The sequence below is a fragment of the Paraburkholderia sp. MM5477-R1 genome, from assembly GCF_050436385.1.
Taxonomy (GTDB): Bacteria; Pseudomonadota; Gammaproteobacteria; order Burkholderiales; family Burkholderiaceae; genus Paraburkholderia; species Paraburkholderia tuberum.
In genome coordinates, this window is sequence record NZ_JBNDMC010000006.1 from 1,665,189 (window position 1) to 1,682,075 (window position 16,887).

Below are 16,887 nucleotides of genomic sequence, written 5' to 3' on the forward strand. Positions count from 1 at the left end.
CCTACGCCGGACGACGCCGACGCGCATTGACGTACCATGCACCACCAGGCGTTGACGCCCTTGCACACCATTCGCGTGGAGCAGCCATGAACCTGTCGTTGACTCTGAAATTCAATCTCGCCTTCCTCGTCGTGTTCGCCGCCGGATTCGCCGCGGCGGGTTTCGTGGCCGACCGGGTGTTGCAGGAAAACGCGGTGCAGACAACCGTGCGCGAAGCGAGCCTGATGATCGAAGCCGCTACCGCAGCGCAGAACTACACGTCCGATCAGGTGACGCCGCTGCTTTCCACGCAGATCAAATACGCGTTCGTCCCGCAGTCGATTCCCGCGTATTCCGCCGTCGAGAGCCTGCTCGCGATCCAGAAGAAGTTTCCGGGCTTCTCGTACAAGAGCGCGATGCTCGATCCGACCAACCCGCGCGACCGCGCCACGGACTGGGAGACCGATGTGATCCGGCGCCTGCATGACCACCCCGAATTGCCCGAACTGATTGGCGAACGCGCGACGCCGTCGGGCCCCAGCCTGTACATCGCGCGGCCCACCCGCATCGACTCGGCCGCGTGCCTCGAATGCCACAGCACGCCCAGCGCGGCGCCGCGCACGATGATCGACAAATACGGGCCGGCGAACGGCTTCAACTGGCCCCTGCATGAAACGATCGGCGCGCAGGTCGTGTCCGTGCCGATGTCGCTGCCGCTGGGACAGGCGCACAGCGTTTGGCGCACGTTCATGCTGTCGTTCGCCGCGGTGTTCGGATGCGTGCTGATCGCGCTGAACCTGATGGTGCATTTCCTCGTGACGAAGCGGCTCAAGGCTTTGTCGCGCGCGGCCGACGAAGTCAGCCTCGGCAAGCTCGACACCGCATCGTTTTCGACGCGCGGCGGCGACGAAATCGCCTCGCTCGCGGTCTCGTTCAACCGCATGAAAACGAGTCTCGTCGAAGCGCTGCGGATGCTGGGGGCGTAAGCTGGCGTGATCGGCCAGGCGCCCCTCGACCGGAACCCGAATGAGCAACGAAGCAACGCCTACGCGCATTGGCAAGTACCGCATCGACCGCGTGCTGGGGACGGGCGCCATGGGCGTCGTCTATCTCGCGTTCGACCCGCACCTGGAAAGACCGGTGGCGCTGAAAACCGTGCGTCGCGAACTGCTCGCCGGCGAGGACACGAGTGGCGACATGCTGCTGCGTTTTCGCAACGAGGCACGCGCGGCCGGTCGGCTCGCGCATCCGAACATCGTCACGGTCCACGATTTCGGCGAAGACGGCGATACGGCTTATATCGTGATGGAGTACGTCGCCGGGCATGGCCTCGATACATTGCTGGTGCCGGGCCACGCGTTGCCTCTGTCGGACGCTTTCCACTGGCTCACGCAACTGCTCGCCGCGCTCGCGTATGCGCATGAGGCCGGCGTCGTGCACCGCGATATCAAGCCCGCGAATCTGCTCGTCACGGCGGCGGGGCTTCTGAAGGTCGCCGATTTTGGCGTCGCGCGCATCGGCTCATCCGCAACCTCGTCCGGGTGGATGATCGGCACGCCGAGCTACATGTCGCCCGAGCAGTTCGAGGGCGAATCGGTGGATGCCCGCGCGGACCTGTTCTCAGCCGGCGTCGTGCTGTACCGGATGCTGACCGGCCGCCAGCCGTTCGTCGGCTCGCCGGCCACGATCAGGCAGAAGATCATCAAAGATGCGCCGGCCCGGCCATCGGAAATCGTCTCCGCGTTGCCGCCGGCGCTCGACGCGATGGTCGCGAAAGCACTCGCGAGGCGGCCGGACGACCGCTTCGGTTCGGCCGCGCAATGGCTCGCGAGCTTGAGGTCGTTGGCCGTCTCACTGGCGGCGGCCGACGATGACCGGACTATCGTGACGCCGTCCGCGTATTGGTCAGCGTCCGCCTCCTTGCCAGCGCATGCGACGGGCGTCGGCCCCGCACCTGTGCCCGTGCCTTCGGCGCCGCCGAGTTGGCCGGCCGAGATGCTCGCGCGCATCGAACGCCAACTCGCGACCCAGATGGGCCCGCTCGCGAGCCTGCTGGTGCGACGCGCGGCCACCCAGACGAACGACCTGCCGACGCTCGGCGCGCAGCTGGCGGCGGCGTTGCCGGACACGGCGCGGCTCGAATTCGAGCAGGCCTTCGCGCGGCTGACGGCTGGCTTGCCCGATATGTCGATGATGACCTCGTCATCGCCGGGCTCACGCGTCGCGACGGCTGCCGCAAAGGTATCGGCTGTATCGCCCGCGAGCGCCGCAGGCACGACACCAGACAGTGCGATCGATCAGGCCGGCATCGATGCCGTCGCCGTTAAACTGGCCGTCTATCTGGGCCCGATCGCGAAGATGATCGCCAGTCGCGAGGCGCGGCACGCCGCGAATTTCGACGAGTTCGTCCAGCGGGTCGAGGACTGCATCACCGACCCCGCGCAACGCCGTCGATTCCGGCACGATGTCGATTCATCCAGTTAGCGCCGCGACCGGCAAGCCTCTCCCTGACCGGCTTCACTGCACGCAGGTAAACGAGCTCGCGCTATTCACGTCGCCCGCGCCGTTATAGCTGGGCCACGCCGGATACTGGCATAGCGGCCGCGTGCGTCCCGGCACACCCTCCGTATCGGTGACCACCTGATGCGCCGGCGGTGTGCCGTGCTCGACCCAGTTCTCCAGCGTCGTCAGCGAGTCCCACGACGCATTGAACTCGGTGCCGACCGCGTGCTGCAGCCCCGGAATCTCATAGAAGCGCGCGAACGAGCCGACCGCGCCAAAGCCCATCGTCACCAGCATGCGCTGATAGTAAATCTCGGTTGCCCGCGTGCTGACGGTCTGATCGACGGTGCCGTGCGCCATCAGCAGCTTGCCGCCGTGCCGCATGAAGGGCGTCAGGTTCGCATCGGTCGCGTCAAGCCCCGACAGCATGCTGACGCGGCCGGACCATCGACCGGCAATCGCGGGGTTGTACTGCAGCGAGTCTGCGTCCGGGTTGTCCATCACCGTGTAGCGGACGAAGTCGTCGGCGATCTGGCCGTCGAACATCGCGGTGCTTTGCAGCGGATACGACGGCTGCGTCGTGCCGAGCGCGAGCGTCGTGACGGTGCCTTCGAGCGGTGAACTGCTGCCCACCCCGAGATCGGCGCCATACACGTTATAGCCGGGATACAGCGTTTCGCCGCTTTCGAGCGGGTACGCAAACACGAGCGGCGTGTTCATCGTGTTCAGCGCCGCGATCTGCCGGTCCGACAGGCACGTGTCGCCGCGCGCGATACCGCCGGCGCAACGCAAAGGCTTGCCGTCGACGCTGGCCGTCGCCGGGTTGAACGTCGCATTGCACGCCTGCACGTTGCTGATGAGACCGTCGACCACGCCGTCGAGTCCGTCGCAGCCCTGCATGACCGCGTTGAGCAGCAGCGCGCGCTGCGCTGTGTCGAGATACGCGCCGGGCGCTGCGAAGCCTTCGGTCACGCGCAATTGCTGCAGGCTCAGCGTCGTAAAGTCGTACGCGGGATAGAACGCGATGATGCCGTCCCAGTCGCGCGGCCAGCGCTGCGCGACGGTCAGCGCCTCGCGCCCGCCAGTTGAGCCGCCCGCGAAATACGCCCTGGACGGATGTGTGCCGTAATGCGCGTCGATGATCACGAGCGAGGCGTCATGCGTTTTCTTCAGCGCTTCGCCCATGAAGTTGTCGTAGGCCTCGGCGTTGACGGAGAACGCGCCGTTCACCGAACCGTTGCTCGCCTCGTGCCCGGAATCGCTCGCGAACACCGCGTAGCCGCGCGACAACGGTCCCGGCAGAGCCGCCGGCGCGCTCGGCACATTACCTGTGATGGCGGGAATCGAGCCGTCGAAACCCCCGCCGCCGAGCATCAGGATCTTGCCGTTCCACTGGTCCGGCAACGCGACGTTGAACAGGATGTCCGGCGCGGATGGATCGACCGGATGAATCGCGCCGGCCACGAGGCAGTACGATCCGGTAGCCGTCGCGCCGCTGCCGCTCGCCGCCACCTGGGTCGTCGAGGTGACGACGGCGCCTGTCGTCGGCAGACCGATCTCACGGGCGCGGATGGTCAATCCATTCAGATTCGGACAGCTGAGTTTCGATCGGGGTGGTGGCTCGTGCCTTTTGCATGCCTCGCCCTGGCATTGTCCTGCTGACGAACCCGCGTACGCGCCGTGGCTCCACATGGCGCACAGCGCCAGCACACAGCACGCCCCCACCCACGACGGCACGCGCCCACGCGCGCGCCACGACTCTCTGCTCAAGTTCATCGCCGTGTCTCCTTCCAATGAGGCCTGGAGACGGCACCGGACGTCGCGGCATCAGCCCCCTATGCCATGACGTACCCATGACCTTTGACCTTTGTTGTTTTTGCCAACGGCGCGGCCACCGCGTGCTCAACGCCACGTCGCGTCTTGCGCGCAATACCGCCCGACACCGCATATCCGCACTTGCATTCGATTTGGTAGAAGTCTTTCATCGGCCTGTCGATGTGGTTCCGGTCGGCCAAACTCAACCAATCAATCATAGTCGCTAACTCACGCAACGCGCGCCGAATCGTCATCGCGCGCACGCCAGAGTGTCGTACTCGCTCGACACTGCGAAGCCGGTGCGATGTTGATGGCCAATTCGGCGAGCCTGTATGCGCAAACTGCGTCGGAGCCCGAACCTCATCAAGTCACCCGTGCGGAAGTCATGCACGAACTCGAGGAGCTGGAAGCGGCCGGATATAACCCGTCGGTCGGCGACGATGGTTCGTATCCCGCCGACATTCAAGCTGCCGAAGCGAAGGTCGCGGCCATGCATCGAGCGGAACGAGGCGCGGCGATGAGTGCGGGACAGAGCGGGCAACCGGTGCGCACGCATTGAGGGCAAAGGCGAGAACCGGAGCGGAACCGGGTTGGCTGCGTCATCGTATGTAGGTCGAGGCCGGCAATCGCTAATTGCGCCCGGTCGTCGCGGAGCTGTTCGTCAGTGGGAGCAGTAGCTGGTTGCTCCCGCTGCGGACAAAGGCACGAAGCTTTCGCACTGAACCAGATTCTCCGCATTCATCGGCTTCGTCAAAAAGAACCCTTGCACATAGTCGCAGCCTGCGTCGCGCAGCGCATGCAGCTGTTGATTCGTTTCGACACCTTCGGCCGTCACTTTGATGCCGAGTTCGTGCGACATCTGAATGATGCCCCGAACGATCGACGCGGCCGCCGCGTCGCGTCCCAGCCGGGCCGTAAACGAGCGGTCGATCTTGACGATGTCCGGCGAAAAATCGGCCAGATAACGCAGGCTCGAGTATCCCGTTCCGAAGTCGTCGATGGCGATGCGCACGCCAAGCCGCTTGAGCGCCATCAGCGTTGCCTGCGCGAGCGAGGGGTTTTCCATCAACGCGCTTTCGGTCAATTCGATCTGGAGGCAGCGCGGCGGCACCCGGTGTTTTCGCAGCGCCTGGTCGACTATGGCGACAAGCGAGTCATCCCTGAGCTGACGCGCGGACACGTTCACCGACATGGACAGCTCTTTCCTTCCGGCGGCCTGCCAGACGGCCAGTTGAGCGAGGGCCGCGTCCACGACCCATGCCCCGACTTCGACGATGAACCCGCTTTCTTCGAGGATCGGAATGAAGCTGCCCGGACCCACCAGGCCTCGTGCTGGATGATTCCATCGAACCAGTGCTTCGACGCCTTTCACCGCCAGAGAGGCTGGCTCATGAATACCCTGGAAATGCAGCACGAATTGGTTCGACGCCAGCGCCGTGGGCAGATTGCACTCGAGTTCGAAATCGCCGAGCACATCGCTGGATGCTTCGTCGGCGAACCGGAAGCCGTTGCGACCGCCTTTTTTCGCCGCATACATCGCGATATCCGCGCTCGTCAGCAGCGCCTCGTGATCGCGGCCGTGCTCGGGAAAGATCGATATGCCGATCGACGCCGTGACGAACGGCGCGGCGTGGTCTTTTCGAACGTCGCTTGAAAACAGGTTCAGCAGAGACTGCGCCAGGCTCGCCAACGTGGCCTTGTCGCTCTCGCCCCTGACGATCACCGCGAACTCGTCTCCGCCGAGGCGCGCTACACAGGCATCCGGCGCAAGCGCTCCCTGAATGACTTTGGCGATGTCCTGCAACAGACGGTCAGCGGCCGTATGGCCCAGCGTATCGTTCAGGACCTTGAATCGGTCGAGATCGACGAACATCAGACTGAAGGCGACGTTCTGCCTGCAAAGCGTCTTCATCTGGCGGATCAGCGCGCCCCGGTTAGCCAAACCTGTCAGGCCATCGGTGTAGGCCAGATGGTCGAGCGCCGCGAGGCGTTCCTGTTCCAGCGTGATGTCTTCGCTGACACCGACGATGCGCACCACGTTCGCGGAGCCGTCGCACACGGGATAGGCCGTGCTTCTGATCCAGCGCAGGCAACCATCCGGACGGCGGATGCGGTATTCGACGCGACCTTCCGCCACCTCGGACGCGACGCGGTTCATCTCGGCGAGCAATGGCTCCAGATCCTCCGGCACCACGAGATCGAGCCACGCGGAAGGCCTGTTGCCAAGCTCTTGAGGCGTAATGCCGAACACGCTTTCGACACCTGCGCTGACATGATGACAGTGTTCAAAATGCGAGCTACACGAATAGAACACGAGCCGGACATGCAACTCCATCTCATGCATCAATTCATCGCGTTCGCGCAGTGTCTTCAACAGCTCGGATTGCTGGGTGACGTCCTCGGAAGCACAAAGCAGCGCGCTCACCGCACCGTCGTCGCCCGTCACTGGCGTGAGCGTGGAGTTCCACCACCTGGTACGCCCCCTCGTCGTCGCGCAGCTTCCAGTGAACGATGTGCTCTTGCCGGAAACGGCGCCCGCCAAAGCCTTCTCGGCCGCCGTGCGGTCCTCGCCGGTCCAGAATGCGAGCCAGTCCGCGCCGGACAGTTGCTCCGGTGACTCCGCTTCCATCAACATCGCGCCATGCTCCGACACCCGCAGCATTTTTCCGTCGGTAGCGAGCACCTTCAGGCAGTCGCGATTCGCGTGCAGAAGCCCGCTCGCCAGTGCGGTGGCGGCGCTTTGCCGCGCGTAATCCAGGCCGAGCTTGCGACGAACGATCGCGAGGCCGGCAACGCCCGACACCATCGACAATGCGACACGTAGGGTAATCGCCGCTTCACCGGCCGCCTGATGCACAAGAGCACCGATGCCAACGCCGGCAACGACGGCAATGCAGAGACTCGACAACGGTATGGTCCTGCGTTGACCGTACCGCGACAGGAAATAGGAAAGAAACTGCTGGTTGCGGGCTGACCAGCCATTGGCATGTGCGTCGCTATCGACCCGGGACTCAATCGGTTTGGTTTCTTTAGGGCACGAAGTCGCTTTGAATCTCACGCTGTTCTCCGACTACCGGGTTGAGCGACGGCTCGAACGCTGCGAGCCGGCCTCACTTTTATTATTACGGTAGGAAGTCACAAATCTTTAATGCGGGGAAACGCGCGGGAACCGCGGTTCGCATGAGATCGGGGGCGGATTGCGCGCCCATCAGCCTTGGTGGGGCTTGACCTGCGCGAACTGACGAATGCGCTCCGCAAGAGCGGGTATTCCCGAGTCGCGAGCCACGTAGTGAGCGACTTGCCGGGTGGCCAGATCGATGGTCACCTGATCGTCGGGGGTCTTCGTGTTGGGTCCGTCAACGGCGGGATGGTATTCGATACGCAGTTGCCTCGCGTTGGCGACGAGCCGTAAATAGCCGAAGTTGCGGTCGTCGTAGCTTTCGAGGACCACGGCATCCGTGTCTTTCGACGCAGCCTGGATCAGCTGCGGCGCGCGAAGGGGCGGCTGTCCGTTGGTGGTGAGTCGCTGTACGGCGTGACCGCCGTTCCCGCAAACGATGTAAGGGATGTGGGTGCCATCGGAGCGGGTTCGCGTAAAGCGCTGATAGTTGTGCGCGTGTCCCGCGAGGTCGGCATGCGGCCAGATACCGACCTCATTGCAAACCGTATCGATCTGCTGTTGCATTGCGACGCTCCAGCCATGACGGCCGCGCGCCACATAGGGCGGATGGTGATGCGCGAAAAGCAGGGCGCCTCGATAGTTCTCTTTCTTCACTCGCAATAACGCCGCTTTCAGGAACTTCAGCTGGCTGTTGCCGATGTGACGGTCCGCGATCACGCCTGGGTCCTCGAGCGTATTGCTGTACAACGCAATGATGCGCACGAACGGCGCCTCGAACGTGAAGAAAACGCCTGGCTGAATTTGCGCCGTCCGTGAAAGGTTGCCCGCATCGGGAGAGACCTGGAAGCAGTCGGAGCAGAAGTTCCTCAGAAACGCCTGCAGGCTCTTCTCGTGCTGCAACGGCGAAACCATTCCGTCGTGATTGCCGGCAGCGGCGAGAATCGGCGCATGATAGTTGCGGTACGGCTCATAGAACTGATCGTAGTAGTACTGCGCTTCGCCAAAGCTGTAGACGATGTCGCCCAGCAGGAAGTTGAATTGCGGCACCTCGGCGGGATCGGCTTCGTCGAAGTCGCTGACCATCTTGTCCGAAACTTCATTCTGGGTGACCGGACCTTTCGTACTGCCGCAATCGCCGGTGGCGTGAAAGACGATCTGTCCGTTCGCGCTGATCGTATCGAGGAGCTTCTGGTTGTTGTCCACCACCTCCGCAAACGTCAGCCGGGGCTCGGCGCCGCCGCGCGGTGGCGGAAACGGCAGCGCCTTCAGCTTGTGCTCGCGGTTCAGTTCGTCGATGACCTTGTAGGCTGCGGCATCGGATGCGTGCCTGACCACGAAAGTTTGCGGGTCCGGCGTGGGTTGTGGCTGCGAGAAAACGGGCGCGGCGAGAATCCTGTCGCTGCGGTTGCCGCGTGCGGCTGACGATGATTCATCTGAACGCTTTTTCGGCATTTGCAATCCTCCTTGATCGGCGAACGGGAGCGGCCACGCTGTTGTCGGCAAACCGTCAGCATGTGACGGCGCTGGCGCCGGCCGGATGCACCGTTCAGACGAACCCGAAACGGGGAAGTTCAGATCCGCTTGCCGTTGCGCAACCCGTGCGGCCCGAATTGCGGCGCACCGCTGTTCCGTGCGAAAGCCGGGTTCGCGGTGGCACGCGTCTGTTACGACGGCACGAACACGCCCACAGCCGCCAGCGCCATCGCGAGCGTTGCGAGCCATCCTCCCCAGGCCAGCACGCCCTTGACGGCGAACTGTCCCATGACCCGCCGGCTTCGCGCCATCAGCATCATGATGACCATGATCGGCACCGCGGTAACGCCATTGATCACCGCGCTCCAGTACAGCGCGCGGATCGGGTCGAAATGCATGAAGGTAATGGCCACACCGCCCAGGATGGCCAGTGCGATCACCGCATAGAATTCACGCGCGAGTGTCAGATGCAACGCGAGACTGCTGCGCCAGCGAAAGCTGCCCGCGGCGGCGTAGGCGGCCGAGCCGGCGAGGACCGGCAGCGCGAGCAGGCCGGTTCCGATGATGCCGAGCGCAAACAGGACGTAAGCGAAGCGCCCGGCAAACGGCTCGAGCGCGCGCGCGGCATCGGCCGAGGTTTTCACGTCGATGTGATGCAGATGCAGCGTAGCCGCCGCCGTCAACATGATGAAGAATGCAATGAAGTTGGACACCCCCATGCCAACCCACGTATCGAAACGGATCCTTTGCAACTGCGCGGGCGCCTGGTGCGGTACGCGGCGCAACGGCGCCTGTTCCGGTGCCGAGCGCATTTCTTCGACTTCCTGCGACGCCTGCCAGAAGAACAGGTACGGACTGATCGTCGTGCCCAGCACCGCGACGACCATGGTCAGATAGTCCGACGTCAGCGAGATGCGCGGCAACACAACGGCGCGCGCGACTTCACCCCAGGGGATCGGAACGATGAATGCGACCGCGACGTACGCGAGAAGCGAGAGGGCGGTCCACTTCAGAACGCGCGCATAACTGTCGTAGGGGACAAAAATCTGCAGAATGACGCAGAGCGTCCCGAGGCCGACGACATAAAGGTGCTGCGGACCTGGCAGCAGCAATCCGGCCGCGGCGCCCATCGCCGACAGATCGGCGGCGATGTTGATCACGTTCGCCACGACGAGCAGGGCGACCGCGCCGTACAGCAGCCATGCCGGATAATGCGCGCGTATGTTGGATGCGAGGCCCTTGCCGGTTACCCGGCCAATCTGCGCGCTCACCAGCTGTATTGCGGTCATCAATGGATACGTGATCAGGATCACCCACAGAAGGTTGAATCCGAACTGCGCGCCGGCCTGCGAATAGGTGCCGATTCCTGACGGATCGTCGTCCGCGGCGCCCGTGATCAGGCCAGGGCCCAGGCGTCTGATCCAGGATCGCTCCACGGAATCGCGTACGGCGGATTCCGGCTCGATCAATTTTTCGTCGTTCATATATGTGTCACCTCGCGGCAACGTTTAGCAAGTCGCGGGCCCGGGCGTTCGTGCCAGCGTCGCGCGGCTTCGGGAGGCGGGCATAGGAATCGGCTGCACATCATGGACGCGCTCGACGAGCGCACCGGCGAAGATGCGCAAGGCGCCTCCGCTGACATTGCGCGGAAATGCGAGTTTCTAAACGGGAGTAACGAACTTTGGGCCGTGCCGGCGGACACCGTCACGCATGGTGTGCAAGAGGCTTCGTCCGCAAGTGGATCTCGTCGATCGCGTCAGGCAAGTCTTCGAGCACGATTGGCTTGGCGCGGCTCAGTCCAGTCGCGGCTTGAACGCATACTGCCCAATCTCGCCGCCGCGCGCGACCACCGCCGTGCTCTCGGGAATTTCCTCCCAAAAGCCCGGCAAGTCCGCGAGCGGTTCGGACAACACGAGGAACGCATTCTCGCCGGCCGTCTTGATGCGCTCGTCGTCGGGATACAACTCGCGCAGATGACGGAACGACGTGCTGTGAAACAGCGAGCGCGACTGTCCTTCGCTCGAATAGCGGACCGCGATGATCTGCTCGCCGTCGGTCGCGCAGACGGTCATGTTCAGCGGTTCATCCACGCCATGCCGGCGGCCGGTGGCTTCGACGAAGCCGACCATCCGTTCGAGCGCGGTGACGGGCGCGAGCTCCAGCCCGAAGGTCAGCGCGAGAAAAAACAGCACCTCGGAATCGGTCGAGCCTTCGATGGACGGGAACAGATCGGGGTCGATCTTCACCATCAGGTCGCGGCGCACCGCCGGATAGTTGCGCACCAGGCCGTTGTGCGCGAACAGCCAGCGGCCGTGGCGGAACGGATGACAGTTGGTTTCCTGCGACGGCGTGTCGGTCGCCGCGCGCACGTGCGCGACGAACAGCGGCGAGTGGATTGCCCGCGCGGCCTCGCGTAGATTGCGGTCGCTCCACGCGGGCTGGATGCAGCGGTAGCGAAACGGAATGTCAGTGGGATGTCCATACCAGCCGATCCCGAAACCGTCGCCATTGGTGGTGGTGGCGCCGAGCCGGGAATGCATGCTCTGATCGATCAGCGAATGCCGGGCGTTGAACAGCACGGTTTCGAGCTGAAGCGGATTGCCGGTATAAGCGAGCCAGCGGCACATGATTGCTCTCCTGTCGGTTGCGCGTGACAACCCTACACCACCCGCGGGCGGCGATTGTAGGACCAAAGTCCGATTGAGGCAGACACCGTACCTGTCACTATGCCAGATGGCGTTTAGGTGCTTGCGTGCCGGGCATCGCTTTGAGCTTGCACCGGCCTGATCTGATAGAGGCAGGACGGCGCATGAGCCACTTTCTGGACAGGTTACGTTACTTTACGGCCCCCCCGTCCCCAGATCTCGGATGGTCATGGTGCTGTCACAGATGAAGACCGGCAATGGGAGGATGCTTACCGCCAGCGCTGGCAGCACGACAAGATAGTTCGCTCCATGGGCGTCGTCACCGAGATCGTCTGGGTTTCGCTGATCCTGATCTACCTGTCGGAAGTGCGGCGCACACCGGTCGTGGGTTCCGTCGCTTAGCCGTGTTCGTGTTTGCTCCGCGCGAGTGGTCGACTGCGCCGTTGCCGCTCGACGGACCTCCCCCCGCAAAAGACGAGGCGGCAAATGTGCAGCACTGAGATTCGCGCAGGCTGCAGGCTCTGCCAGCCAGCCTGCTTTCTTGCTGATGGAGGTGCCGATGAAACGCCGTGAACTGTTGGTTGCGCTGGCCGCAGGCGCGCTCGCCGAGGGTTCTACCGGCCTCGCGCAGGCAAGCCAGGCGAAATTCACCGGTCAGATCGATCTGCCCAAGCCCAACCTCAAAGGCACGATGTCCCTCGAAGAAGCCATCGAGAAGCGCAGGTCCGTGCGCAGATTCGCGCCAAAGCCGCTGCCGGTCGAGGCCATTGGCCAACTGCTGTGGGCCGGGCAGGGCATCACCAGCTCGGACGGCAAGCGCGCGGCTCCGGCGGCCGGCGCTTTGTACGCGCTCGAACTTTACGTGGTGACCGCCACGGAGGTGATGCACTATCTGCCTGATGGCCACCGGGCCGAGACGCGGGCGACCCACGACCTGCGCCCCGAGCTGAGAGCACTGGCGGTCAACCAGGCGTCCGTCGAGGCGGCCCCGGCCTTGCTCGTGGTGGCCGCCGACCCCAGTCGGCTGAGCGCGAGGTATGGCGGGAGAGCGAATCTGTATGCCGATCTCGAGGTCGGGCACGCGACCCAGAACATGCTGCTCCAGGTCGTCACGCTTGGGCTCGTCGCGGTGACCGTGGGCGCCGTCGACGGAGCTCCGGCGGCGCGCAAGCTCGGCCTGCCTCACGCCCAGACCGTCGTCTATTTGGTCCCGGTAGGTTTTCCGGTCTAAGTCATTGCGTGAGAATGAAATGAACGCGCCCCACCCGCGAACGAAAGGTACTCGATACTTTCAAACAGGACCTGGACCTCGCGTTCGATACGCTGACGGCAATAGAAGACACCTACAAGGCATCGCCCGCTCCCTGACACGCGGGTTCGAGGACTGGGGTCCTTCCCGGCGCGACGGCATGCGCAGACATCGATGCACCGGCCAGCAGTGCGGCAAACACGAACTTCGAAGGAGCGGGTATCGTGTGTGCCATGTCAACTCCGCGTGGTGCCTATGAAGCCGATTCTCGTGCGCTCGACCCTGGTGGAATATTCGAAGCGTCGTGCTGCCCGTTTCGCGATGACGATGATCGCGACGATCATGGCCGGATGCGTTTCCTCCTCACAGCTGAGCGGTCATGTCACGCCTTCGCAAGCTTCCGAGGCGAAGGCGCTCGACCTGGCGGTCGCCAATCCACAACGCAGTCAGACCGCCCGGGCGCGCGACGTCTATCGTCACCCGGCGCAGACGTTGCGCTTCTTCGATCTGAGTCCGACGCAAACCGTGCTGGAGATCGCGCCGGGCGGCGGGTGGTACACGGACATTCTGGCGCCCTATCTGCACGACGCGGGTCATCTGTACGAAGCGCAATATCTGAGCACGTCCGCGGACCTGGCCTCGGAAGACCGGTCAATCGATGCAGAGTATTTGCGCAAGCTCGCGGGCGCCCCCGCAATCTACGGGAACGTCGTGGTCGGCACATTGCACGCGGGCCAGTTTTTCGGCTTCGATGCGCACGAGCGGTTCGATCGCGTGCTTACTTTTCGCAACATTCACAACTGGATCAAGGATGGGCAGCTCGATGCCAATCTGCGTGCGTTCCATGACGCGCTGAAGCACGGGGGCGAACTTGGTGTGGAAGAACATCGCGCCCGGCCCGGCTCGACGGTACAGCAGATGATCGAAACCGGATATGTGACTGAAGCTTTCGTGATTGACCGGGCACAGGCGGCCGGCTTCGTGCTCGCGCAACGCAGCGAAATCAACGCGAACGCGCGAGATACGAAAGATTATCCGCATGGCGTATGGTCGCTGCCGCCGGGCTACGCGGGCGGTGACGTCGACCGCTCGCGCTACGCCGCAATCGGTGAATCGGATCGCATGACGCTGAGATTCGTCAAGCCTTAGCGTGTTCTACGGGCGCCAGCCGCGGGCGGTAATCGGCCGACGCGTTGGGCTGCGCTCAGTTTGTTGCACGACCCGCAGTAGCGTATCGACACAGTCCAGCGCGTCCGACAGTCGCCCGAGCACGATCAGCGAGCGGGCCGCATCGAGACGACCGTGAAACATCGCGTCGCGCGGTCCGGCCCGTTCCACCATGTCGATGAGCTGCCTGATCTCGGCCTTGACCCGCGTGTAGTCGGCGGGGCAGTAGCGGTCAACCCAGTTGCGCAGTGCGCGGATCAGCACCGCGCAATCGCCGTACTCCCACTGCACGCTATCCATTGTCACCCTCATTCGTATCCCGCTCGGTGCCGCAAGCGGGATGCCGACTCTTCCCAGCTCGGTCTCATTGCCTGTTCGCTTTTTGCAGATCGCACGACTCCGAAGCTCGACCGTCCATCTGCGGCCCCATTGGGGGAAAACCACCCCCTCTCGCCTGCATCTGTGAACGAAGCAAGCGACGCGCCACGTGTCGCCGGCGCTGCGCATCATTGCTAGAGCGGGGCGCGGCCATGTTCTCGCAGTTCGGGCTCGAAGAATATCCATCGTGCGGCTGGAAAATGCGCACGGTCCTCCCCGGAGGGAGGGCGGTGTCCATTCCATCTCGACCCGCTGCGGCCACTCACAGCAGCGGCGCGAGCGTCCGGTCGTGAGCGGCGGATTCAGCAGGACGGCCGGGTAGCTGCATCGTCGCGCTCGGAAACAAATCGTTCGATTCGAACGGGGTTCTCTCTTGCGATTCAGACTACCGCTTCGATGCGTACCGGCATCGCGCTCATTACCGGCATGGCGTTGATCGGATCAAGACCAACTGTAGTGCTGAGCAACTGGTTTGGATTGGCGCCGGCGTAGGTCTCGGGCTCCTCGTCGGGCATCGGTCCCCAGCCGTGCGGAATGGACACGACGCCTCGGCGCAGTGCGGCGTCCCCTTTGACGATAGCTCGAATGCGGCCATGCGGCGAAACAATGGCCACGCACTGGCCTTCGGTCAGTCCTTGAGCAGCCAGGTCATCGGGATGCACAAAGGCCGGATTGAACGGCATGCGTCGGCGGACCGCGGGCAGGTGGTGGTACATGGTGTTCTGCACGTCGCGCACGCGCCGCACCGCGAGGCGATGCGTGAACCCCGGCGGCGCCCCCGCTTCGTTCAGTACGCCCGCCAGTTCGCACTCGACGTCGTCCGGCATCACGTCGAAGCGCGCGGCGTTCCCTGGCTCGCCGGGCTGCACGATCATCGGTTCGATCTCGTAGACTTTCCCTTGTGGGTACAGCTTCAGTTCGTCGAATGAGATCGAGCCGTGGCGAACCAGGATCGCAAGCAGCTCTTCGGTGGTCGGCGCTGTGCGCATATCGAGCGGAACGTCGTCGAACATGATGGTCTTGCCCAGGCGCCGCGCCAGATCCCAGAATACGAACCAGTCGTCCACGACTTCGGATCCCTCCGGCGGCGTCGCCACGGCGGCCGAGTATTGTGCGTAAGGCTGAAACATGATGTAGGACTCATAGTCGCGCGAATGCAGGTCGACGCGCTCGAACATCAGCTTCGGTGGAATCACATAGTGCGCGAGCCGCGCAGTGTTAGTCATGAAAGGCTCGATGCATACCAGCAGTTGCAGTTGGCGCAGCGCATCGGCGATGCAGCGCTGGTCGGGCACGGCATCGACTGGATTGCCGCCGTCGACCAACAGCGCGCGGATCTGGCCGGCGCCAGGCGTAGTGATTTCCTGGGCCAGCGTGCCGCTCATCTTCTGGCCGAACAGCATGCCATAGCCGCCGACACGGCTCTTCCAGCCGGATTCCCAGGAACGGCGTGGCGCAATCACTTCGGCCCGGCGCTGGTAGCGTGGGGCGACTACGCCGGGGTTCGGTACAGGGTCGCCGGGGCGAGCGAAGCGGCCACACACGACGTTGAGGCATTCGACCAGATGCTCGGCCAGATTGGAGTGCGGCGCCATGTTGGGCCCGGTTCCCGACGCGGCCGAGCCACGCTTGCGACGCAGGCCGCCGGCCTCCCGCACCGGTTCCGCGAAGGCCGCAGCGGCGGCTTCGAGCCCTTCGACGCTTACGCCGGCGCGCTGGGCGACGTATTCGGGCGTGAACGGCTCGACCGCGCGCGCCAGTCGTCGCAGGTCCTTGACGTAGCGCGCGCAGAATTCAGCATCGTGCCAGCCGCGACACAGAATGATGCGCAGCAGGCCAGCCAGGACGGTCGGGTCCTCGCCCGGCAGCACCTGCAGGAAGACATCGGCATGGCGGGCGGTCTCGGTCTCTCGTGGATCGATCACCACCAGCTTAAGGCCGCGCTCCTTCGCTTCGTGGAGCTGCTTGACCGGATTCTGCAATGCAAAGTTGAACGTGGATAGCGACACCAGCGGATTGGTGCCGACGAACAATAGCGCGTCGGCGAGCGCATACGGATCTTTGCCGGCAGCCCAGCCGCCCAGTCGCTCAAATGCCACCCATTTGGCCGACTGGTCGATGGTCATTGTAGAGAAAAACGAATTCGAACCCAGCGCCGCGAGGAAGGCGGGCAACATATGATTGGCGGCGAGGTTAGAGTAGTTCATGGTGCCGCGAAAGGCTGCGACCGCATCGGCGCCGTGGCGCTCGATCAGTGCCTGGAGTTGCGCCGCGATCTCGGCCAGCATCACGTCAAGTGGCATCTGCACGAAACTGCCATCGGGCTGCCGTTTCAGCGGGTGCAGGAGCCGCTCGGCGCTGTTATGCGCCTCATGCAGATACGCACCCTTGATGCAGGCGTAGCCGCGCGTGAGCGGATTGTCGCGGTCGCCGCGCGCAGCAACGACGCGTCCGGCGTCGTCCAGGGTCAAGCGCAGTGAACAGTTGCCGGCGCAGATGCGGCAGGCGGTGACGGCTTCGCGTGGCACGGCGAGCTCCTCGTGTAGTGTGGCCCACAC

Annotated in this window: 13 protein-coding genes and 1 pseudogene; 6 read left to right on the forward strand and 8 right to left on the reverse strand. The window is 63.8% G+C overall.

The genetic code is table 11. The features are described from left to right. Positions 1 to 86: 86 nt before the first annotated feature. Both OKW35_RS26080 and OKW35_RS26085 read left to right on the forward strand, forming a co-directional pair. A complete protein-coding gene (locus tag OKW35_RS26080; RefSeq protein ID WP_184066283.1) occupies positions 87 to 965 on the forward strand; it encodes a c-type heme family protein in 879 nt (292 codons plus the stop codon). A 40-nt stretch (positions 966 to 1,005) separates the two neighbouring features. Beyond that, the gene (locus OKW35_RS26085) at positions 1,006 to 2,463 is read left to right on the forward strand and encodes a serine/threonine-protein kinase (RefSeq protein ID WP_429553558.1); all 1,458 of its coding nucleotides are present in this window, start codon (positions 1,006 to 1,008) and stop codon (positions 2,461 to 2,463) included. Positions 2,464 to 2,496: 33 nt separating this feature from the next. On the opposite strand, the gene OKW35_RS26090 is transcribed toward OKW35_RS26085, so the two are convergent. Together OKW35_RS26090 and OKW35_RS26095 are read right to left on the reverse strand one after the other, a co-directional pair. Next, a complete protein-coding gene (locus OKW35_RS26090) occupies positions 2,497 to 4,257 on the reverse strand; it encodes a tannase/feruloyl esterase family alpha/beta hydrolase (RefSeq protein WP_429553559.1) in 1,761 nt (586 codons plus the stop codon). A gap of 59 nt (positions 4,258 to 4,316) precedes the next feature. Continuing rightward, positions 4,317 to 4,466: a hypothetical protein gene (locus tag OKW35_RS26095; protein WP_429553560.1), complete on the reverse strand. Its 150-nt coding sequence runs from the start codon at positions 4,464 to 4,466 to the stop codon at positions 4,317 to 4,319. A gap of 134 nt (positions 4,467 to 4,600) precedes the next feature. On the opposite strand from OKW35_RS26095, the gene OKW35_RS26100 reads away from it, so the two are divergent. Beyond that, entirely contained in the window at positions 4,601 to 4,855 is a 255-nt protein-coding gene (locus tag OKW35_RS26100) for a DUF4148 domain-containing protein (protein WP_429402940.1), read from the forward strand. 102 nt (positions 4,856 to 4,957) lie between these two features. On the opposite strand, the gene OKW35_RS26105 is transcribed toward OKW35_RS26100, so the two are convergent. From OKW35_RS26105 to OKW35_RS26120, 4 genes are all read right to left on the reverse strand, one after another. After that, a complete protein-coding gene (locus tag OKW35_RS26105; protein WP_429553561.1) occupies positions 4,958 to 7,204 on the reverse strand; it encodes a sensor domain-containing protein in 2,247 nt (748 codons plus the stop codon). 300 nt (positions 7,205 to 7,504) lie between these two features. Continuing rightward, positions 7,505 to 8,869 carry a metallophosphoesterase family protein gene (locus tag OKW35_RS26110; RefSeq protein ID WP_429553562.1) on the reverse strand — a complete coding sequence of 455 codons (1,365 nt, stop codon included), beginning with the start codon at positions 8,867 to 8,869 and terminating at the stop codon, positions 7,505 to 7,507. 212 nt (positions 8,870 to 9,081) lie between these two features. Continuing rightward, positions 9,082 to 10,374 carry an NRAMP family divalent metal transporter gene (locus OKW35_RS26115; RefSeq protein ID WP_429553563.1) on the reverse strand — a complete coding sequence of 431 codons (1,293 nt, stop codon included), beginning with the start codon at positions 10,372 to 10,374 and terminating at the stop codon, positions 9,082 to 9,084. A gap of 309 nt (positions 10,375 to 10,683) precedes the next feature. Continuing rightward, positions 10,684 to 11,517, reverse strand: a complete 834-nt coding sequence (locus tag OKW35_RS26120) for a class II glutamine amidotransferase (RefSeq protein WP_018422973.1) — start codon at positions 11,515 to 11,517, stop codon at positions 10,684 to 10,686. A 182-nt stretch (positions 11,518 to 11,699) separates the two neighbouring features. On the opposite strand from OKW35_RS26120, the pseudogene OKW35_RS26125 reads away from it, so the two are divergent. The 3 genes and pseudogenes from OKW35_RS26125 to OKW35_RS26135 form a co-directional block, all read left to right on the forward strand. Next, positions 11,700 to 11,844 (forward strand): annotated as a pseudogene (locus OKW35_RS26125) (nitrate reductase); the annotation flags it as partial. A 250-nt stretch (positions 11,845 to 12,094) separates the two neighbouring features. Beyond that, a complete protein-coding gene (locus OKW35_RS26130; RefSeq protein WP_184066259.1) occupies positions 12,095 to 12,766 on the forward strand; it encodes a SagB/ThcOx family dehydrogenase in 672 nt (223 codons plus the stop codon). Between the two features lie 273 nt (positions 12,767 to 13,039). Then, a complete protein-coding gene (locus OKW35_RS26135) occupies positions 13,040 to 13,933 on the forward strand; it encodes a class I SAM-dependent methyltransferase (RefSeq protein WP_429553564.1) in 894 nt (297 codons plus the stop codon). Between the two features lie 6 nt (positions 13,934 to 13,939). Here the strand turns inward: OKW35_RS26135 and OKW35_RS26140 are convergent, their stop codons facing one another. After that, positions 13,940 to 14,251, reverse strand: coding sequence for a hypothetical protein (locus tag OKW35_RS26140; protein ID WP_429492375.1), 312 nt, complete (start codon positions 14,249 to 14,251; stop codon positions 13,940 to 13,942). 458 nt (positions 14,252 to 14,709) lie between these two features. Continuing rightward, positions 14,710 to 16,857 carry a molybdopterin-containing oxidoreductase family protein gene (locus OKW35_RS26145; RefSeq protein ID WP_429553565.1) on the reverse strand — a complete coding sequence of 716 codons (2,148 nt, stop codon included), beginning with the start codon at positions 16,855 to 16,857 and terminating at the stop codon, positions 14,710 to 14,712. Positions 16,858 to 16,887 lie beyond the last annotated feature (30 nt).